The 18,528-nt window shown below is 63.8% G+C and carries 13 protein-coding genes; 5 read left to right on the top strand and 8 right to left on the bottom strand.

Translation table 11 applies throughout. The features are described from left to right. Positions 1 to 191 precede the first annotated feature (191 nt). Positions 192 to 560, top strand: coding sequence for a nitrite reductase small subunit NirD (gene nirD, locus AC1DD7_RS03075; protein WP_431119205.1), 369 nt, complete (start codon positions 192 to 194; stop codon positions 558 to 560). 21 nt (positions 561 to 581) lie between these two features. Here the strand turns inward: nirD and AC1DD7_RS03070 are convergent, their stop codons facing one another. The 3 genes from AC1DD7_RS03070 to AC1DD7_RS03060 all read right to left on the bottom strand — a co-directional run bounded on the left by AC1DD7_RS03070 (position 582) and on the right by AC1DD7_RS03060 (position 5,753). Next, complete coding sequence (locus AC1DD7_RS03070) at positions 582 to 2,327, bottom strand: phospho-sugar mutase (protein WP_477513745.1); 1,746 nt, start codon at positions 2,325 to 2,327, stop codon at positions 582 to 584. 100 nt (positions 2,328 to 2,427) lie between these two features. Beyond that, a complete protein-coding gene (locus AC1DD7_RS03065; protein ID WP_477513744.1) occupies positions 2,428 to 4,059 on the bottom strand; it encodes a glycoside hydrolase family 32 protein in 1,632 nt (543 codons plus the stop codon). Positions 4,060 to 4,151: 92 nt separating this feature from the next. Then, positions 4,152 to 5,753, bottom strand: coding sequence for a glycoside hydrolase family 68 protein (locus tag AC1DD7_RS03060; RefSeq protein ID WP_431119209.1), 1,602 nt, complete (start codon positions 5,751 to 5,753; stop codon positions 4,152 to 4,154). A 538-nt stretch (positions 5,754 to 6,291) separates the two neighbouring features. Here AC1DD7_RS03060 and AC1DD7_RS03055 point away from each other — a divergent pair. Both AC1DD7_RS03055 and AC1DD7_RS03050 read left to right on the top strand, forming a co-directional pair. Continuing rightward, positions 6,292 to 6,963, top strand: a complete 672-nt coding sequence (locus AC1DD7_RS03055; RefSeq protein WP_477513743.1) for a hypothetical protein — start codon at positions 6,292 to 6,294, stop codon at positions 6,961 to 6,963. Continuing rightward, entirely contained in the window at positions 6,960 to 8,252 is a 1,293-nt protein-coding gene (locus AC1DD7_RS03050; protein ID WP_477513742.1) for an Ig-like domain-containing protein, read from the top strand. Before AC1DD7_RS03055 ends, AC1DD7_RS03050 begins: the two co-directional genes overlap by 4 nt. A 24-nt stretch (positions 8,253 to 8,276) precedes the next feature. Here the strand turns inward: AC1DD7_RS03050 and AC1DD7_RS03045 are convergent, their stop codons facing one another. Continuing rightward, positions 8,277 to 9,077 (bottom strand): purine-nucleoside phosphorylase, encoded by an 801-nt coding sequence (locus AC1DD7_RS03045; RefSeq protein WP_224091904.1) that lies wholly within the window; start codon positions 9,075 to 9,077, stop codon positions 8,277 to 8,279. Positions 9,078 to 9,205: 128 nt separating this feature from the next. Between AC1DD7_RS03045 and AC1DD7_RS03040 the strand changes: the two genes are divergently transcribed. Beyond that, positions 9,206 to 10,615 carry an NAD(P)H-quinone dehydrogenase gene (locus AC1DD7_RS03040; protein ID WP_431119213.1) on the top strand — a complete coding sequence of 470 codons (1,410 nt, stop codon included), beginning with the start codon at positions 9,206 to 9,208 and terminating at the stop codon, positions 10,613 to 10,615. Between the two features lie 99 nt (positions 10,616 to 10,714). Here the strand turns inward: AC1DD7_RS03040 and AC1DD7_RS03035 are convergent, their stop codons facing one another. The 4 genes from AC1DD7_RS03035 to AC1DD7_RS03020 form a co-directional block, all read right to left on the bottom strand. Further along, a complete protein-coding gene (locus AC1DD7_RS03035) occupies positions 10,715 to 11,446 on the bottom strand; it encodes an MBL fold metallo-hydrolase (RefSeq protein WP_477513741.1) in 732 nt (243 codons plus the stop codon). A 120-nt stretch (positions 11,447 to 11,566) separates the two neighbouring features. After that, a complete protein-coding gene (locus AC1DD7_RS03030) occupies positions 11,567 to 13,129 on the bottom strand; it encodes an FAD-dependent oxidoreductase (RefSeq protein WP_477513740.1) in 1,563 nt (520 codons plus the stop codon). Next, a complete protein-coding gene (locus tag AC1DD7_RS03025; RefSeq protein ID WP_477513739.1) occupies positions 13,126 to 15,369 on the bottom strand; it encodes a molybdopterin oxidoreductase family protein in 2,244 nt (747 codons plus the stop codon). The genes AC1DD7_RS03030 and AC1DD7_RS03025 overlap by 4 nt, the downstream gene beginning before the upstream one ends. Then, on the bottom strand, positions 15,370 to 16,782 hold the full coding sequence (locus AC1DD7_RS03020) for an MFS transporter (RefSeq protein ID WP_477513738.1): 1,413 nt from the start codon (positions 16,780 to 16,782) through the stop codon (positions 15,370 to 15,372). A 295-nt stretch (positions 16,783 to 17,077) separates the two neighbouring features. Between AC1DD7_RS03020 and AC1DD7_RS03015 the strand changes: the two genes are divergently transcribed. Further along, positions 17,078 to 18,487, top strand: coding sequence for an MFS transporter (locus AC1DD7_RS03015; RefSeq protein ID WP_477513737.1), 1,410 nt, complete (start codon positions 17,078 to 17,080; stop codon positions 18,485 to 18,487). Positions 18,488 to 18,528 lie beyond the last annotated feature (41 nt).

Here is an 18,528-nt window from a genome sequence, read left to right as displayed (position 1 = left end):
TTCGTGATCTTAACTTCTGCATCACGAACGCATTTCGCGGGGTGTGAGGTCTCTTTTACGCACCGGACACAAATGCGGACCCCCGATGAAACACCCGCGCCCTAGCTTTGAAGAGTGGCCGCAAGCGTGGCCCGGTCCGGGGGAGTGAAGGTGGAAATTGCCAGCGCCCGGACACAGTGAGAGGGGCTGAAATGACCGTAATTCTGGACCGTGCCGACGAACTGACTACTACCGCCGTTGGCGAATGGCACCGTGTGTGCCCGGTGGACGAACTCGAAGTGGCCTGGGGCGAAGCGGCACTCATCGAAGGCCGGCAGGTAGCGTTGTTCCGCATCGCACCCGGCGAAGTCTTCGCCGTCGCACAGCAGGACCCGGCCACCCTGGCCAACGTCATGGCCCGCGGCATTATCGGGTCCCGCGGCAGCCGGCCAACCATTGCGTCGCCGCTGCACAAAGAGGTCTACGACCTCGAAACCGGTGAGTGCTTCACGGACCCGGGCCTCAAGCTCGCAACCTTTGCCACCCGCCTTGTGGATGGCTACATCGAGGTCGAACTCTAAGAACCCGCCAGACTCCGGCGGCTACAAGCCCAACGCTTCGCGGACATCCCGCAGGACATCGTCCAGGGATGTCCGCGCTGCTTGTCGTGCAGCGGGAAGCTCTGCTGCCGACTCCACAGCCTGGATAACTTCCAAGTAGCACTTGAGCTTTGGTTCCGTGCCGCTGGGCCGGATAATCACGCGGCTCTGATCCCGCGTGAGGTACAAAAGCCCGTCGGTGGGCGGCAAGGATTCGCTGCCTTCGGCAAGATCGGTGAAAACCTCGACGGCGGAGCCTCCAAACGCTTCCGGCGGGTTGACCCGCAAGCGGTTCATCATGGCATCCAGAAGCCCCAGGTCTGCCACGCGGATGCTCAACTGGTCACTCGCATGAAGCCCATGCACCAGGTACAGCTCATCCAGGGTGTCGAAGATCGTCTTGCCCTCGGCCTTTGCGGTTGCTGCCAATTCGGCGATAAGAACTGCCGCTGAGATGCCATCCTTGTCCCGGACCAGATCAGGCGCCACACAATATCCCAGCGCTTCCTCGTACCCATAAGTGAGTCCCGGGACGCGCGAAATCCACTTGAAGCCCGTGAGTGTTTCCTCATGGGCGTAGCCTGCTGCAGCCGCAATGCGTGACAACAGCCGTGAGGACACGATCGAGTTGGCGAAGACGCCTGCCCGTGGTTCTTCGCCGGCACCGGCGGCCATACGCGCAACGATGTGTGCGCCCAGGAGCGCCCCAACTTCGTCCCCACGCAGCATCCGCCAGGCGCCGGTGGCGGGGTCAACCGCAGCAACCGCAGCCCGATCGGCGTCGGGATCGTTGGCCAGGACGATGTCGGCACCCAGGTCCGCCGCGGCCGCAAGCGCCAGGTCCAGGGCGCCTGGTTCTTCCGGGTTGGGGAATGCGACGGTGGGGAAGTCGGGGTCAGGTTCGGCCTGCTCGGCGACGAGGGTGACGTCCGTGAAGCCTGCTGCGTTCAATACCGATACGGCTGTTTCACCACCCACGCCATGCATGGGGGTGAGGACAATCTTCAAGTCCCGCGAGGGGAAGTGCTCTGCATCCGCCAAGCCTGCCATTGCCGCCTGGTATTCCGTGGCGATTGAGCCGGGAAGCACGGTCCAGCCAGCTTCGGCCAACTCGATTGACTCCAGGGTGCCCACGGCCTCAATCTTTTCCGCAATCCGGGCATCGTACGGGGCCACGATCTGTGAACCCCTGCCGCTCTCGGTCACGGCGTGCCGGCCAAGATAGACCTTGTAGCCGTTGTCCTGCGGCGGATTGTGGCTCGCAGTGACCATCACGCCGCCATCGCAATCCAGCGCCCTGACCGCATAGGCGAGCAACGGCGTCGGGAGTGCTGCCGGCATGAGGAAGGTTTCGATCCCCGCGGCTGTGAAGATGGCAGCCGTCTCTTCCGCGAAGATGTCCGAGTTATACCTGGCGTCAAAGCCGACGACGGCGCGCGGCCGGGTACCAGGAGCAGCTGCGGACACCGCTTCGTTCAGGAATGCAGCCAAGCCAGCCGCTGCCCGGCGCACCACCACCCTGTTCATCCGGTTGGGTCCTGGGCCGAGAGCCGCTCGAAGGCCCGCGGTGCCAAACTGCAGGGTGCCGCTAAAGCTGTCGCCCAATTCCTGGACTGCTCCTGCGTCACCGCCGCTGGCGAGGTCGGTGAGCTCAAGGAGAGCGGCCGACGTCGTGGGGTCCGGATCGTGGGAAGCCCATTCGCGGGCGTCGGTGAGCAGCTGGTTAAGGGCGGCATCGCTTGATGTCATAGGGACAAAACTATCCTCATTGCCCACGTCAAGGGCAACGCGGGGTCAGATATGGCCCATAAATCCAGTCGCAATGGGCCGTATCTGACCCCGCGTTGCTTTAGAGGGCGCGGGATTGGACGGTGAAGTCCGTGTTCCCATCCATGCTGAATACAGAAGATCCCGTGTTGTCCCAGTCCGGGAAGAAGATGTCCGAAATAACTGCCGCCCCATCCTGGGCGAAGACCTCCACGGACGAGGAATCCAGGAGGATGCGCAGGCGGACCGTGCCATCGCTGCCGGAGGAGGGCAGGGCAACCTCGTGATAAGGGCTGAATTTCTCCGAGAAATTGCTGGTCCCGGCTTTGGAACGGTCAACCTTTACCGTGCGCTTTTCCTTGTTGTAGGAGATACGGAGGCCAGCGCTGCCGTCAGCGGATCGGCGAAGGAGAATTCCTGCTTCCCGCGCAGAGGTAAGGTCCATTTCGAGCTCAATGAGCTGCGTACGGCTGGCAAAATCGGCGCCAAGATCCTGCGCCTCCGGGCCGACGGTGAGGTTTTTGCTCTTCATCTCACCTGAGCGTTCGAGTGCCTCCCTCGCCACGCCGGCAATTGCCGATCGCAGTTCGAGCCGCTTCTGGCCCCGGACCAGGGTGAGTTCGCGAGGGATGGCCATGGACCCGCGCCACGGCGTGGTGGGAACGTGTTGCGCGTAGTCCCAATTGCCCATCCAGCCAAGGAGCACTGGCTTGCCGCCGGGCGCTCCGGAGATGGAGTTTGCTGCGTAGTAGTCGGCGCCATGGTCCAGCCACTGGGACTCGGTGAGCGGAGCATCGGCGGGCGCGGCGTTTTCGGCCGTGAAACGGGTGCCGTCGAATTCGCCCACGAAGTACTGCATGCCTGAGCCTCCCGCGATGCCGCCGGGGTTGATGCTCAGCAGCATGACCCACTTCTTCGCGGTGGAGTCCTCTACGTCCATCTGGACAAGTTCCGGCACTTCCCAGAGTCCGCCCTGGGCGCCGACCCCGGAGAAGTCACTGAGGAAATCCCAGTGGAGAAGGTCCGTGGATTTGAACATCTTCACTACCTGCGCGTCCGCCACGACCGTGGTCATCACCCAGTATCGGCCGGGTTCGTACCAGGTGATCTTGGGGTCGCGGAAGTTGTTGTTGGTGGGCGCCAGGTTCAGGACGGGGTTGCCCTTGTACTTCTGCCAGGTGCTTCCGTTGTCCAGGCTGAAGGCCACGGATTGCGCTTGCGCACCTTGGGGGAGCGCGCCGTTCTTTCCATATGCGCTGGTGTAGAGGGCCACCATGGGCGGGTTCTGCGCAGATCCCAGACCGGACGCGTTGTTCTTATCCATCACGATCGAACCGGAGAAGATTTCCTCCCGCGGGCTCGCCTCCATGGCAACAGGCTGCTGTTCCCAGTGCACCAGGTCCTTGCTGGTGGAGTGGCCCCAGGACATGTTGCCCCACGAGTTCCCGCGAGGGTTGTACTGGTAGAAGGCGTGGTAGGTCCCGTCGTGGTACACGAGGCCGTTGGGATCGTTGAGCCAGTTCTTTTCAGCAGTCAGGTGGGCTGCGGGCCGCCACGGATCCGAAGCGGATGGCCGGTGCCCGCCTGGGGTGGGGGCCGACGTCGGGCTTTCTGGTGCTGGAGCGGTGCAGGCGGCAGCGGAAAAGGCGACCACGACGGCGGCACTTGCGGCCAGCAGATGACGGCGGGACAGGCGGGGATTGGGGTAAGTCATGGGGAGAGATCCTGGGGTTGGGGAGTGGCAGGGGTACCGGCCCTGTGGAGCCCGCACCCCTGCCGTGGCCTAAGGGCCGGGGGTGTTGCGGCCTACTTGTAGAGGCCTTCGCCGCCAACGCGGAGGTTGGTGGGCAGGTAGCCGAACGGGCCGAGGCCGTTCTTGCCGAAGGTACGGTCAACCTGCGTCACGCCACCCTGGAAGTTCATCTTCACGGTGGGGGACAGGGAGCCGCCGCGGACGCCGTCCACGTTGTCGATGAACGACTGCACGAGGCCGCCAGGCTGTACGTAGTGCGAGTAAGCCTGGAACTGACGGCCATTCTGGCGCGGGTCCGGACCCTCCGGCGCGTTGGCCGGCATGTTCAGGTCCGTGGGGGAGCCCAGTGCCAGGCCGCTGTTGTTCACCGGCTGGAAGTCGGAGCGAACGCCGTTGCCCACGAAGCCGTAGACGCCGTCCGGGCCGCGCATGCCATCGGCGTAGGTGAACTGGTGGCTGATGGTGAACAGGTAGTACTTGTTCTTGCCGTTTTCGTTCTGGATGTAGATCTGCGGACGCTCAGTCTGGTCGTTGACGCAGTTGGCGGACAGGATCGGGGGCAGGAAGCTCCACTTGGTGAGGTCCTTGTTGTCGGCCACTGCCAGGCCAACATTTGCGGTCTGGTACCAGGCACCTGTGGTGGTGTTGACCTGGTCCAGGGTCTCAGCGTGGGGATCGCCCGGGCGGTAGCCGAGGTCTTCCTGCTTGCACTTGTAGTCGCCGCGCGTGCCACCGGTGTTGCCTTCGAAGACCATGAAGGTTTTGCCCGGGTGCGCCGGGTCCGCGAAGGTGTACGGGTCACGGAACGCGAAGCCCGGGTTCTGGGCCTTGTTCTGGTACATCTTTCCGTCCGGCTCCAGCAGCTTGGTGTGCTCGAAGCCGTCGAAGGTCACGCCGTCCTGGTTGGCGTGGATGTTGCCCAGTGCCTTGGCAATGACAGCGTCGGGAGCGATGCCGCCCCCGCCAGCGTTGCGCTCGGCGACGTCGTAGAACGTGGTGGCCGTGTAGAAGACGTTGATCTTGTTGCCCTGCATGAGGCGCGTGGAGCCGGACCATTCGGTGTTGCCGATGGAGGAGTTGTCCAGGAACAGGTGTCCGCCGTAGTTCCACTTGTCCTTGGCCGGATCAGCGTTGGTCTTGCGGAAGAAGTACCCGATCCGGGCGTTCCAGTGGCGCTGGTCGAAGCCGTAGCCGGCGTGCCGGTCAGCAACCAGGGAGAAGATGACGTCCCAGCCCTTGTAGCTGATCTGGTTCGCGTTCTCGTCCGTCAGGGACCAGGTGTCCCAAACCCAGACGTCGTCGTTCATGGCGGGGAAGTCCTTGGGGATTTCCGGCATGGTGACGTCGGGGCTCATGGAGTTCTGGCCCGGAGCAACGTTGGTGTTGCTCTGTGCCATGATCTGCTTTGCGTCTGCACGGGTCCATTTGGACGTGAAGTCGGCGGCAGGATCATACGCCTCCTGCGTGTGGACGGAGGGCAGTGGGAAGCCGGGCGTGGGTGCCGGCATGGTGTTCGACGGCGGGTCAGCCGGCAGGTTGGCCTGCGCAGCCGGCGTCACCAGCAGGATGCTGCCTGCCACGCTTGCTGCGGCTGCGAGGGCGGCTGCCTGTCGCAGCCGGCGGCGCGGCCGTTGAAGGGTTGAGTGCGTGTTCATGCTTGCTCTTCTCGCGGAGTGTTGGACTTCGTGGAGTGGGGCGCATGCCCTGGTCCCCTGTTAAGGGGGCTCGCTACTACGGTGTCCGCTCGATCCGCTGAAGGCGTCTTCGAGGGACGCCATCGTTTCGAGGTGCGGCGATCCCTTGTGGGGTTCTCGCCGCGGCGGCTCCGATACGTCGACTTACCGGAACGACTCCCACGCTAGACGTGCTTCGCGGGACAAATCAAAGCACGTTTCGAAGGCCAAAACGGGTTGGCAGACAGCCGTGTGCAAGCGTTTACATTTCTCAACGCGTGCGCGTGCCACAACCTTGCAGGGGAATCAAATGTTTCGCAATAAAGCAGATTTAATCTGAGAATTTGCTGTGTGTTTACTTTTGAAATGGTCCAAGTCACAGAGGCGATGGAGGCCTACTGGCGGGTAATGGAGGGCATTGTTGGAGCCTTCAAATGTCCAATCGATGGACGTAAAATGTGGTAGCGACTCCGGAGCCACCAAAGGAAACCGGATCACGCCTGGTGTGAGCTGGTGCAGCATGTGTGAGTTACCAAAGCGGCGTTGGCGGTCCTCACTGACTCCATTGCGGCTGGTCCTCGCTGTCCTTGCCCTGGCAGCGATCGTGGTGAGTTTGCTGTTTCCGGCCCTGCTCTCGGCCCTGCCCCTTGGTGCGGGGCTCTTGACCCTGGCCGTTGCCGTCCTCATGCCCGCCATCCGGGAAATCGAAGTCGGAGCTTCTCCCAGCATCAAGCTCGCGCCCGCCCTGAAAGACCGCGAAGACGAGCTTCGCAGCGTCTTCGAACGGCAGAGGGGGGACATGGAGTACTGCGCCCACTTGCTCTGCGACAACCCCGAAACTGCCCGTCGCTTGCTGGAGGCAGCGTGGTCCCAATCCACCAATGTGTGGAAGGGTCCGGTGACGCCCCAGTTGCGCGTCTACACACTGTGCGTCTTCGTGGAACTCCTGAAGAAACACGAACACTGGCTCCAGAGCCGCGAAGGCAAGAAGAAGAAGGCCAAAGCCAGCCAGAGTCCGTTGGCGAGGTTGCCGTACGACGAGAGGGTCGCCGTCGTGCTTCATGTCTTCGCGAACCTGACTGTTGGTGAGATTGCCGGGATGACGGATCGTCCCGCCCTGGACGTCGGCAAATCATTGGCGGCTGCCGAAGAGAAAACCAACCGCCTGGCGTTGGAAGAAGGCCGGCCGTGAGGGACGCGCTGCGGGAGCGGTTGTTGTCCGAGGCTGCGATTCATGCGAAGACCCACCCGGCCGACCTGGACCGTGCCTTGGGCGAAGGCATGTCCACTGTTCGGCGAAGGCTGGTGAGAACCTGGGTGGTGGTGATTGTGGCCGCGGTGCTAGTGACGGCCGGGCTGGTGGCTGTCCGCGTGTTCCTTGACCAGCCACGAGTAGTGCTGGAATCCATCGCCGTCAGCGCTCCGGCAAGCTCGCTCCATCCCGAGGCCATCCTTCAGTTGTCTGCGGAAGCAAGCTACACCGACGGCACCCGACGTCCTTTACAGGAAGGCGTCGAGTGGGCTTCGGACAACCTCGCGGTGGCCGCAATCACCGCTGATGGCCAGGCGACGGCGGTCGCGCCGGGTGTCGCTGGCCTGACAGCAACGGTCGACGGCGTCTCCGGACGCTTCGAGCTCAAGGTCACCACGCCGGGAACGGCCTCGCTGACGGCCCTGCGCATCACCCCGGGCGATGCTGAGACCAGCCCTGGAGGCAAGATACCGCTCGTCGCCGAGGGAACGTATAGCGACGGGTCACTCGGGAGGCTCAACGTCACAGCTATATGGGGGTCCCATGATCCTGGCATTGCGACCGTGGACGGCGACGGCCTGGTCACCGCTGCAAATCCGGGCACCGCCACCATCTCCGCCTCCCAGGATGGGTTCGAGGCCACCGCACGCATCACCGTCAACACGGCACCGCCGGCCAAGCTCTCGGGCTTGGCGATCGACCCCGCCGAACTCACGATCAAGCAAGGGCAGACGCACCAATTGACCGCAGTTGCCTCGTACACGGACGGGACCACCAAGCCCGAACCCAACGTGACGTGGTCCACCGGCAACCCGAAGGTCGCAACAATCTCCGCCTCCGGACTCCTGACCGCGCAGGGCCTGGGGCAAGTGCTCATCGAAGCTAAGCGCGTGGACACCGATGGCAAGGAATGGAAAGCGCAATCGAAGGTGACCGTGGAGCATGCGGTGATTGCCGTCGTCGTGAGTCCTGCTGGTCCGCATGCACTGGAACCGGGTGCTACCGTCCAGCTGACCGCCACTGTCAAGTACAGCGACGGCAAGCCCGGGAACCCGGTCATTGCATGGGCGTCGAGCCGCCGGATCGTCGCCACCGTCAGCAATGGCTTGGTACGGGGCGCCCTGCAAGGGCAGGCAATCATCACGGCCACAGTGGACGGCGTGTCCAGCAACGGAGTGGTGGTCAGCGTTGGTCCAACGCTTCCGACCCAAGGGCCGGTAAAGGGCTAGCAGGCCTTTAGGGCTAGCAGGCCTTTAGAGCTTCGCGATGATTTCCGCCAGCAGCGTGGAGATACGCTTGCCTGCCGCTTGGCCGGCCTCGAGGACTTCGGCGTGGCTCAGCGGAACCGGGCTGATGCCCGCGGCAAGGTTGGTGACCAGCGAGATGCCGAAGACCTCCATGCCTGCATGGCGTCCGGCGATGGCTTCCAACGCCGTGGACATTCCCACGAGGTCCGCGCCGATCCGTTTGGCGTACTGGACCTCGGCCGGCGTCTCGTAGTGAGGGCCGCTGAACTGGGCGTAGACACCTTCCTGCAGCGACGGATCCACCTCGCGGGCCAACTGCCGGACGCGTGAGGAGTAGAGGTCCGTGAGGTCCACGAACGTGGCGCCCTCAAGCGGCGATGTGGCCGTCAGGTTGATGTGGTCGCTGATGAGCACAGGGGTGCCGGGGGTCCACTCCTCGTTGAGGCCACCGCAGCCATTGGTGAGGACCAGCGTCTTGCAGCCCGCGGCTGCGGCAGTTCGAACGCCGTGGACGACTGAGCGGACACCCTTGCCTTCGTAGTAATGGGTCCTGGCTCCAAGAACCAAGGCGCGTTTGCCTTCCTTGGTCAGGACGGAGCGGATGGTTCCCACGTGGCCCACAACGGAAGGTTGGTGGAAGCCGGGAACCTCCGAAGCATTCAAGGTGGCGGTGGTTTCGCCAATGAGATCGGCGGCTTCGGCCCAGCCGGAACCGAGCACCAAGGCTACGTCGTGGGACTCAACACCGGTCTCGGCGGCAATGAAGTCCGCGGCAGCCCGGGCAGCTTCGAAAGGGTCTGTGTTCATCAGCTCAGTGTTACTCACTGGTACAAGCTACCTTGCGCGTGCAGCAATTTGGTAGGGACGCGTTCGACGCCGGGGGTGAGGCTTGGCTGACTGGCAGCCTGCGGTGCAATGAGCGAGAATTGAGAATTGTGACCACCCAAGTTGACTTCAGTTCCCCCCGTATCGCGATTCTGGGGGGTGGTCCCGGAGGATATGAAGCCGCCATGGTGGCCGCTTCCCTCGGCGCAAAAGTCACCATCATCGAGCGGGCAGGCCTTGGCGGCTCCGCCGTGCTGACCGACGTCGTGCCTTCCAAAACCCTTATTGCCACCGCCGACCTCATGACCCGCGTCGGTGAGGCGGACGAGTTGGGCGTCAAATTCGACGGCGACGGCGGCGGCTCCAAGCCCCGCGCCGATCTGAAGCACATCAACGACCGCGTCCTGGATCTGGCCCGTGGCCAGTCCCACGACATTCGCGCGGGGCTGGAACGCCTCGGCGTGGAGATCGTGATCGGTTCCGGCAAATTGCTGGACAACAACACGATTGAGGTCCTGACCCTTGAGGGCACACGAACCGTTGATGCTGATGCCATCCTGCTGGCGGTCGGTGCACACCCGCGCGAGCTCCCCACGGCCAAGCCCGACGGCGAACGCATCCTCAACTGGGCCCAGATCTACAACCTGGACGAGCTGCCCGAGGAACTGATCGTAGTGGGCTCCGGTGTCACCGGCGCGGAATTCGCCTCCGCCTACAACGGCCTCGGCTCCAAGGTCACCCTGATTTCCAGCCGTGACCAGGTCCTCCCCGGTGAGGACACGGACGCCGCCAAACTGCTGGAAGGCGTGTTCGAGCGCCGCGGCGTGCGCGTGTTGTCCCGGTCGCGCGCCAACGCGGTTGAGCGGACCGACGACGGCGTGAAGGTCACCCTGGGCGACGGATCGGTAGTTACGGGCTCGCACTGCCTGGTGTGTGTGGGTTCCATCCCCAACACTGCGGGAATCGGGCTTGAGGAAGCCGGCGTGACCTTGACGGAGTCCGGGCACATCAAGGTGGACGGTGTTTCGCGCACCACTGCCCCCAATATTTACGCAGCCGGCGACTGCACCGGCGTGTTCGCGTTGGCGTCCGTGGCCGCCATGCAGGGCCGCATCGCCGTTGCACACTTCATGGGTGATGGCGTGAAGCCGCTCAAGCTCAACCAGGTGGCGTCGAACATCTTCACGTCCCCGGAAATCGCTTCGGTGGGTGTGTCCGAGGCCGATCTCGCGTCCGGCAAGTACCAGGGCGACGTCGTGATGCTCTCGCTGCTCAGCAACGCCCGCGCCAAGATGCGCAACACCAAGGATGGCTTCGTCAAGATCATCGCCCGCAAGGGATCCGGCACCGTGATTGGGGGCGTGGTGGTGGGACCGAATGCTTCGGAACTCATCTTCCCGATCTCCGTGGCCGTCACGCAGAAACTGCACGTTGATGACGTCGCCAGTGCGTTCACGGTGTACCCGTCGCTAACCGGGTCCATCTCGGAGGCAGCGCGGCGCTTGCACGTGCACATGTAGCTTATTTTCCTGTGGCGCCCGTTTCGATGGCTTGCTGCATGCTAGACGATTCCTACCGTCTGGCACGCAGCGCGTCATCGAAACGGGCGTTTCTGTTTCCTACGTTTGGAGGGCTGCGATGGCTTCAGCGAGGGACATGTGCAACGCGGGACCGTGGCCCGGCAGGATCACGTTGGCTTGGACGGTGTTCAATGAGCGTGCCGCTGCGAGGGCGGTCTCCGGGTCCGAGTGGTACATCCGGTGCAGCATCTGGGGCCCGGATTGTGTGCTGATCGGGTGGCCACTGACAAATGTGTCGCCGACGGCGATGGCCTGCGCCCCGGGGAGCAGTAGGGCAACGTTGCCTGGAGTGTGCCCGGGCAAGAGGATGGCTTCCGGCTGGCCAGGCAGGTTCCGGAGCCTGTCCTCGTCCCACGCCTCGGCGCGGGTTGACGGCTCCGCCTGGAGGGCTTTCGCTGTGATGACATGGAGCAACCAGCGGAAAACGCGGGGACGCCAAGCCCGGATCATCACCTGACCGAACGTGACCTGGTGTTTCTCCTTGCCTTGAACGTGTGCCAATTCCTCCGGGGAACACAGGATGGGCGTGCCAAACGTCCGCGAAAAGAAGGCAGCGGAGCCCGTGTGGTCCACGTGGCCATGGGTGATGAGCATGGCCTTGGCATCGGCGGGATCCAGGCCTAGCCCCCTGATCGATTCGAGGACCAAGTCACGGTCGGCGGGGTATCCGCCGTCGATCAGTAGGAAGGCCGTGCCGTCCCGGACGATGACCCAGTTGGACGCGGGTCCCTGGACGAAGAAGACTCCCGGCGCCTGCTCAGATACGTTCACCCGGGAATTCTAGACCGCTGGATACGAACTCGCGGGAGAGCTGCGGGCTCGCAGGGAAACTTCCAGCGAACGCGCAGCTTTCCCGCGTACTGGGTGCCATCCGCTACGACGGGCTACGCCTCAGGCGGCCGCCGCTTGGAAGTGCTTTTCGATGAGCCCCTTGATGTCCTCGTGGCATCCGCCGCACCCTGTGCCTGCCCGTGTGGCCTTGGAGACCTCCCCAACAGTGCTGCAACCCTCCAGCACGGAATCCTCAATGCTTGCCGCGCTGACGCCGGCACAGCGGCACACAGTGCGCTGGGGATCGTTGCTCGTGGCGCCGGAATCCAACTGGTCAGGTCCGTCCAGGCGGAGCAGCAGGGAACGGTCGGCCGGCAACTCCGAGGAACGTTCGAAAAGGACCACCAGTTCAGCGGCAGTTCGGGGCATGCCCACTGCCACCAGACCCTCCAGCACTCCACCGCGCGTGGTCATCTTGACGTAGCGGCCGTGCTCCGGATCGGCCCACTGGGAGATCTGGCGACGTGCCCGGCCGGAGGTTGCCCCGGCTTCCAGGAGCTCTTCGTCCCATGGATCGGCTTGGTTATCGCCGGCAACAGCCAGGTTGATGCCCCGTGCTTTCAGGACCACGACGCCGGGCTTTTCCGTGGGCAGGGCTTCCAGCGCGTCAGCGGTTTCCTGGCCTTCCCGTGCCAGGACCACCAAATATTCAGCCAGCCATTCGGCCTGACGCCAGCCCGGGCCTACCAAGCCGGAGGGGCCGGTGGCGGTCCGGCAATCGAGGCAGGACGCGTCAGGGCAGCGGACCTCGGCACAATCGCCGATCGCGAACATGTGTGGCTCGTGGTAGGTCCGGAGATGGTGGTCCACCAGGATGCCGGCACCCGTGGGAAGACCACAGCCTTCGGCCAGTTCGATCCTCGGGCGCACACCACAGGATAGAACCAGCAGGTCGCCGTCGATCGCCGAGCCGTCATCCAGCAGCAGAGCCGAGAAGCTGCCGCCGGGTCCTGCCGTCTCCACACCAGTAGACCTCGCGTTGCCGGCCATCCGGACGCCGCCTGCACGGAGGCTGCTCGTCAGGACGGATCCGCTGCCACGGTCAATGCTGCGGCCCAAAGGGAAGGGGCCGTTGTGGACCACCGTTGCCTGGGCGCCTTCCTCCGCGGCTGCGAGAGCGGTTTCCAGGCCAAGCACGCCACCACCCAGGACCACCACGCGTTTACCGCCAGCGACAGCTTCACGGAGGACTGCGGCATCGCGAAGATCGCGCAGGGCAGTGACACCAGCCGGGAGAACGGGGCCCGCGGGATCAGGGTTCAAACCGGTGAGGTTGGGAATGACCGGCCGGGAACCGGTGGCAAACACCAAGCGGTCGTAGTGTTCGTTGGTGCCGTCGGAGAGAATCACGTGCTGGCGCGCACGGTCAATCCTCTTCACCTTGACACCCAACCGGACGTCAACGCCGTCGGCCTCCAGTTCAGCAGCATCAGCCATGGCCAGGGCCTCAGGAGTGGTCCGTCCGACGCCGAGTTCTGCAACCATGACGCGGTTGTAGGCGGCCTCGGCTTCCTGTCCAACCACCAGCAGTTGCACGAGTCCTGCGCGGACCGCGGGAAGCAGTTCGTCCACCAGTCGCGCAGCAACCGGGCCGAATCCAACAACAACAATGCGCTCGCTCATGATGCCTCCTTGGCGTGCAGGGGCAGCCCGGATCCGGCAGGCACGGCGACTGGAGCCGCTGACACTGTGGTGGACGCTGCCCGCCGGACCCATACCCGGCTGGTCTTGAACTCCGGCATGCCGGAGATGGGATCGGTGACCGCCTCAGTGAGGCGGTTGGCATTTTCCTGGCCCGGGAAGTGGAACGGGAGGAACACAGTGTCCGGGCGGACCGAGTTGCTGAGTTCCGCCCGGCAGAGGACCTCACCGCGTTGGTTGGTCACTGTTGCGTAGTCGCCGTCGGCAATGCCACGCGCTGCGGCCGTGCCAGGGTGGATCAGGAGCTTGGCCTGCGGCTGGGAGGCCAGCAGCTCGCTCACGCGGCGTGTCTGGGCACCGGACTGGTAGTGCTCCAGGAGACGGCCAGTGGCGAGGGCCAAGGAGTCGTCCGCAAACGAACGTACAGCCCGCTTGGAAGGGGTAACCGGGACCATTACGGCGCGGCCATCAGCATGCGCGAACCCGTCAGCGAAAAGGCGGGGCGTTCCCTGGCTGCCCACGGGGTACGGCCAGTAGGCAGCTTCGCCACGATCCAGCATGGCGTAGTCGATTCCGGAGTAGTCAGCCAGCCCACCGGCGGAAGCAAGTCTGAGTTCTTCAAACACTGTCTCGGGGTCATCGCTGAACATGGATGGAGCCTCGAGCATTTCCGCGAGCCGTGCCATCAGCCACAATTCGCTGCGGACGCCCGGGGGAGGGGTGATTGCCCTGCGGCGTCGGATGACGCGTCCCTCAAGGTTGGTCAGTGTCCCTTCTTCCTCGGCCCACTGCGTTACGGGCAGGACCAGATCGGCTTCGGCCGCGGTCTCGGACATGAAGAAGTCGCAAACCACCAGGAAGTCCAGGCTGCGGAGTCCCTGGGTTACCGCGTTGGTGTCCGGCGCCGAAACCACCACATTGGCGCCGTGCACGAAGAGGCAACGGACGCCGTCGTGCTTTCCGAGCGACTTGAGGAGCTCGACGGCGGGCAGGCCGGCTCCGGGGATCAGCGACTCGTCCACACCCCAGACCTTGGCGATGTGGGCGCGTGCAGCGGGGTCGGTGATTTTGCGGTAGCCGGGAAGCTGGTCGGCCTTTTGGCCGTGCTCGCGGCCGCCCTGACCGTTGCCCTGGCCGGTCAGCGTGCCGTAGCCGCTGCGGGCCGAGCCGGGCAGGCCAAGGAGGAGGCTGAGGTTGATGGCAGCGGTTGCGGTGTCCGTACCATCCACGTGCTGTTCCACTCCACGGCCACTGAGGATGTAGCTGCCGCCGTTGCGGGCGCCTTGTGCCAGACGCCTGGCGGTCTCACGGATGAGGGTGGCCGGGACGCCGGTGATGGACTGGACGCGCTCGGGCCAGAAGGCGTTGAGGCTGCGGACCACGGAAGCATAGCCCTTGGTGTTTGCCTCGATGTAGCCGGTGTCGGCCAGGCCTTCGTGGACAACAACGTGGCTGATGCCCAAAAGGAGGGCCAAATCTGTGCCGGGCGTCGGCTGCAAGTGGAGGCCGCCGCCGTCGCCCGTGAAAGCTGCCGTAGCCGAACGGCGGGGGTCCACTACGATCAGCCCACCGGCGTCGCGCGCACCCTGAAGATGCTGGACAAACGGAGGCATGGTCTCGGCGACGTTCGAGCCGAGCATGAGGATCACGGACGCGGAGTCCAGGTCCGTGACGGGGAAGGGGAGGCCGCGGTCCACGCCGAAGGCGCGGTTGCCTGCAGCGGCTGCCGAAGACATGCAGAAGCGGCCGTTGTAATCGATGCGTGAAGTGCGAAGGGCCAGCCGGGCGAACTTTCCCAGCATGTACGCCTTCTCATTGGTGAGGCCGCCACCACCGAAAACTCCAACCGCGTCGTTTCCGTGCTGCTTCTGGGTGTCCTTCACAGCGGCGGTGATCAGCATGAGCGCCTGGTCCCAGGAGATCGGTTGGTGGACGCCGTCGGATCCTTTGAGCATCGGTTCGGTGACGCGGCCGTTGTGACGCAACAACGACGCCGATGTCCAGCCTTTGCGGCACAGCCCGCCCCGGTTGGTGGGGAAATCGCGCCCTGAAACTTCCAGGGGCGCGGCACCTTCACCGGGCATTGTAGGTGTGGCAGGGCTTGCCGGTGCTGCGTCGGACGAGGGCGCGGGCGCTGCCCCGGCTGCTGAGGCAGCCGGGGTCAGCGTCATGGCGCACTGGAGCGCGCAGTAGGGGCAGTGGGTATCGGCGCCGTTGGGCATCTAGATGTGTCCGATCGTGTTGCGCTTCTGGGCGGGGCGGATGTAGCAGACCCAGCAGACGGTGAGCATCAGGACGTAGGCTCCAACGAATCCGTAGAACGCCGGGGTGTAGGAGCCGCTTGCTGTGTTTGAGGCGTTGAGCACTTGGGGGATCACGAATCCGCCGTAGGCACCGATCGCCGATATCAGGCCCAGTGAGGAGGACGCCAACCGTGCGGTGGTGGCGCTCGGGGCGCCTGCACGGGCGGCCCGGCTGGAGGTCGCGAAGATCACCGGGATCATGCGGTACGTTGCGCCGTTACCGAAGCCACTCGCCAGGAAGAGCACCAGGAACAAGGTGAGGAAGAGCCAGAAGTTCTTCAGCGGCAGGGTCCAGATCATGGTCAGCGTGATGACGGCCATGGAAGCGAACGAGGCGATGGTCATCCGGGCGCCGCCCATGCGGTCTGCCATGCGGCCACCGTAGGGACGGGCCAGGGAACCGACCAGCGGGCCGAGGAATGCCAGGGACAGGGCCACTGCACCGAGGTGGATGGAGGAGAAATCGGGGAAGTAGTCCTTGATCAGCTTGGGGAAGACGCCGGCGAAGCCGATGAACGAGCCGAACGTACCGATGTAAAGGAAGGCCATGATCCACAGGTGCGGTTCTTTGAGGGCCGCTACGGATCCGGCCACATCACCCTTGGCGCTGGTGAGGTTGTTCATGTACTTCCAGGCACCGAAAGCTGCGATCAGGATCAGCGGGATCCAGATGATGCCGGCCATGGGCAGGTTCACGGTTCCAGCTGCGAGCAGGGTGATGGCGATGGGAACCACAAGCTGCGCGACGGCGGCACCAAGGTTACCGCCCGCGGCGTTCAGGCCCAGTGCCCAGCCCTTTTCGCGGGCCGGGTAGAAGAAGGTGATGTTGGCCATCGAGCTGGCGAAGTTGCCACCGCCGAAGCCGGCGAGGGCTGCTACCAGGAGCATGGCACCGAACGGCGTTTCCGGGTTGGAAACACAGATCGCCAGGCCGCTGGCGGGAATCAGGAGGAGCAGTGCCGAGACGATGGTCCAGTTGCGGCCACCGAACTTCGGCACCATGAAGGTGTAGGGGATTCGCAGCGTGGCGCCTACGAGACTGGGGATGGAGATGAGCCAGAAGATCTGGTTGGTATCGAACTTGAAACCTGCTGCGGGGAGCTGGACGACAACGATCGACCAGAGCTGCCATACAACAAAGCCGAGGAATTCGGCGAAGATAGACCAGTACAGATTGCGCTTGGCGATGGACCGGCCTTCAGCTTCCCACTGGCCCTTGTCCTCGGCATCCCAGTTGGCGATCCAGCGGCCGGGGCGGTGTTCAAGGGTGGGAACGGCGGTAGCAGTGGACTGGGCGGGGGCCAGTTCTTCTGCAGTGCGGTCAACAGTCACGGAGTGCCTCCTTTGTGGGGACGTTGTTCTTCCAAGGTAGGTTTCACGCGTTTCGTGGACCGTCGCCCTTTGTAAACGTGCTGTGACATTTCCCTATCGGCGGGGTCACCGGCGCGTGAGGCAATGGTGAGGTAATGTGTCCCGGACCACAGGGTGAGACTTTTTGACTCGTCCGCATGGTGGACTTAGTTGTCCAGTCAATGGACTGCGGGAACTATTATTGAACTCTCGAATAATCCTTCGCCGGGCAGGCTCGTCAGGGGCATCGGCCGGTGTGAACGAAAGCTGCTACTACATGTCTTCGACTGCCACGTCCAAGGAAGGCGAGTCCACAAAACCAGTGAACTCGCGGGGCAAAGTGATCTTCGCCAGCCTGATCGGCACGACGATCGAGTTCTACGACTTCTACGCCTATGCCACCGCGTCAGTACTCGTCTTTCCCAAGCTCTTCTTCCCCGACGCCACTGACATCAATGCGCTGCTCAGTGCGTTCGCCATCTTCGGTGTTGCCTTCTTCGCGCGTCCCATCGGCGCCGTCGTCTTCGGCCACTTCGGTGACAAGATCGGCCGCAAGGGAACCCTGGTTGCCTCTCTGTTGACCATGGGTATCGCAACCTTCCTGATCGGGCTCCTGCCTACGGCTTCCATGGCGGGGTGGGCGATCCTGGCCCCGATCATGTTGGTTATCCTGCGCTTCTTCCAGGGCCTGGCCTTGGGCGGCGAATGGTCCGGCGCAGCTTTGCTGGCCACAGAGAATGCGCCGGAGGGCAAGCGTGCCATCTATGGAACGTTCCCGCAGCTGGGTGCCCCTATTGGCTTCATCATCGCCAACGTCATCTTCATCTGGATGAACGTTGCCCTGACGGCCGAAGAGTTCCTCGCCTGGGGTTGGCGCGTTCCGTTCATCCTCAGTGCGGTCCTGGTCATTGTGGGTCTTTACGTTCGCCTGAAGCTGGTGGAGAGCGTGTCCTTCACCAAGGTGATCGAACAGGAAAAGGTCCAGAAACTGCCCTTGGCCGCGACCCTCAAGAGCCACTGGCGGCCGGTTCTGGCCGGCACCTTCATCATGTTTGCTACCTACGTGCTCTTCTACATCATGACCACGTTCACCCTGTCCTACGGCACCAAGCCCACCCTGGCGGGCGCGCAGGCCGCAGCTGAAAAGGCAGGAAAGCCGATGACGGCGGACCAGATTGCGGCGTTTGTCCCCGGCCTGGGCATCACCCGGTCCGACTTCCTCTGGATGCTGATCATCGGCGTCGTCTTCTTCGGTATCTTCACCGTGGTCTCCGGACCTTTGGCCGAGAAGTGGGGCCGCCGCAAGTTCCTGCTGGGCGTCACCGTCGGCATCTTCGCGTTCGGTGCGCTGTGGTTCACCATGTTTGGTCCCGGCCAGGCAGCGGCGATGGTTGGCCTCATTGTGGGCTTCACCCTCATGGGCCTCACCTTCGGTCCCATGGCGGCCATCCTGCCTGAGCTGTTCCCGGCCAACGTCCGCTACACCGGTTCTGCGGTGGCGTACAACCTGTCGTCCATGATCGGAGCGGCCCCGGCCTCGTTCGTCGCCATCGCTCTCTGGCAGGCAGCGAACGGCAGCACGTGGCTGGTTGGCGTTTACATGGCGATCGCTGCGGTGATCACCTTCGTGGCGCTATGGCTCACCCGCGAAACCAAGGACATGGACTACGAGAACAACGTCGCCTGACCTTCGGGAATTAACGACGTCGGCCCCGCACCGGAAAGTGC

This window comes from Paenarthrobacter sp. 10L412 (genome assembly GCF_056395565.1).
Note: the sequence above shows the minus strand (reverse complement) of the source record. Positions and strands in the feature narration are given on the sequence as shown.